Origin of the sequence: Metasolibacillus meyeri (assembly GCF_003049505.1) — a bacterium.
GTDB classification, from domain to species: Bacteria; Bacillota; Bacilli; order Bacillales_A; family Planococcaceae; genus Metasolibacillus; species Metasolibacillus meyeri.
In genome coordinates, this window is sequence record NZ_PYWN01000231.1 from 1 (window position 1) to 1,214 (window position 1,214).

General features: G+C 32.9%; 1 protein-coding gene. It reads left to right on the forward strand.

Annotation, left to right across the window (positions count from 1 at the left end; genetic code table 11):
• Positions 1–269: 269 nt before the first annotated feature.
• The gene (locus tag C9J34_RS21195; protein ID WP_107842146.1) at positions 270–1,151 is read left to right on the forward strand and encodes a type II toxin-antitoxin system PemK/MazF family toxin; all 882 of its coding nucleotides are present in this window, start codon (positions 270–272) and stop codon (positions 1,149–1,151) included.
• The last annotated feature ends 63 nt before the right edge of the window (positions 1,152–1,214 follow it).

A 1,214-nucleotide genomic window follows, 5' to 3' on the forward strand; every position in this document is an offset into this window, starting at 1 on the left:
AATGGAAAAAGCAAGCCAATTGGCTTGCTTTTTTTGCGTAGAATATACAGGATTTTATGCAAAAGTCCCCCTAGAAAAGGGTCAGCTTCCCCTATTGGGTCTTATGTCAACTAAATATGTCGGTATGAATATACAGAACTCCACCCATTAATTGTTCTATATTAATGACATTCTAAAGAAGATTGTTTTATACTTGTTTCTATTCCGTTATTTGGGAATTTTAATGGAATTCCTGACTTTAGTACTAAAACATAGTGGGAGGTGAAATTATGCAACATAGGGAATATTTTAAAGGGTTGATAAAAAAAGATGAACATACTGGTACTACGCAAAGTGATGGAAAACGAGTATCTGATGAAGTAAAACTATTAAAAACTTTATTAGAATGTCAGGGACGTTTTGGGCAGAAGTATTTGGATGAGCCTTTAGAAGATGGAATTCGTTGGATTATGGGGTATTCAAATTACATAAATCAAACTTTACTTAAAGAAAAACCTAAACATTCGTTAAGAAAAGCATATAGTAAGGGCAGCATTCTTTATATCGATTTTTATGGGCATTTTGGTAATGAATTAACGTATGATCACCCTGCGATTGTATTAGCTGAATCTGGTAATGATTTAATTGTTGCCCCAATTACAAGTTCACCTAGCATTTATAATGATAGTCTATCTTACCATATTAGTTTACCAGCTCGTGATAAGGACTTCGGAAATATGCCTAATCCTTGTACTATTAAACTTGAACAGTTACGCTTTATTTCGAAGCGACGTATCTTAGTGCCTTTTAAAAGTAGGGTATCAGATAATGAGAAATTGAAAGAAATTGATATTGCTTTGATGAAGCTATTGGCTGAATTTACTTTTAATACCTATGAACAAACTAGCATAGGCTATGAGGAGCTGAAGATTTTAGCTGAGGAATCTCAAAATAAGCTAACTGAGGTTTTGGAAATAGCAGAGAAATTAGACCAAGAGTGCATTGAGTTAGACCAGCAAAATGAAATATTAAATACCGATATGGAAGTTTTGAAGTTTGAACTTGAGCAATTGCGTGCAGAAAATCAAGATTTAAAGGACCAAATAAAACATCTTGATTTAGAGAAAAAGGATTCGAATGTTGAAAAAAATCCCTCAAAAGTGGTAGATTAAGCAGGAACCTTGATTTTTTTCTAGAATTTTCACACTGCTAGGAATTGACATTTTTAAATTAGA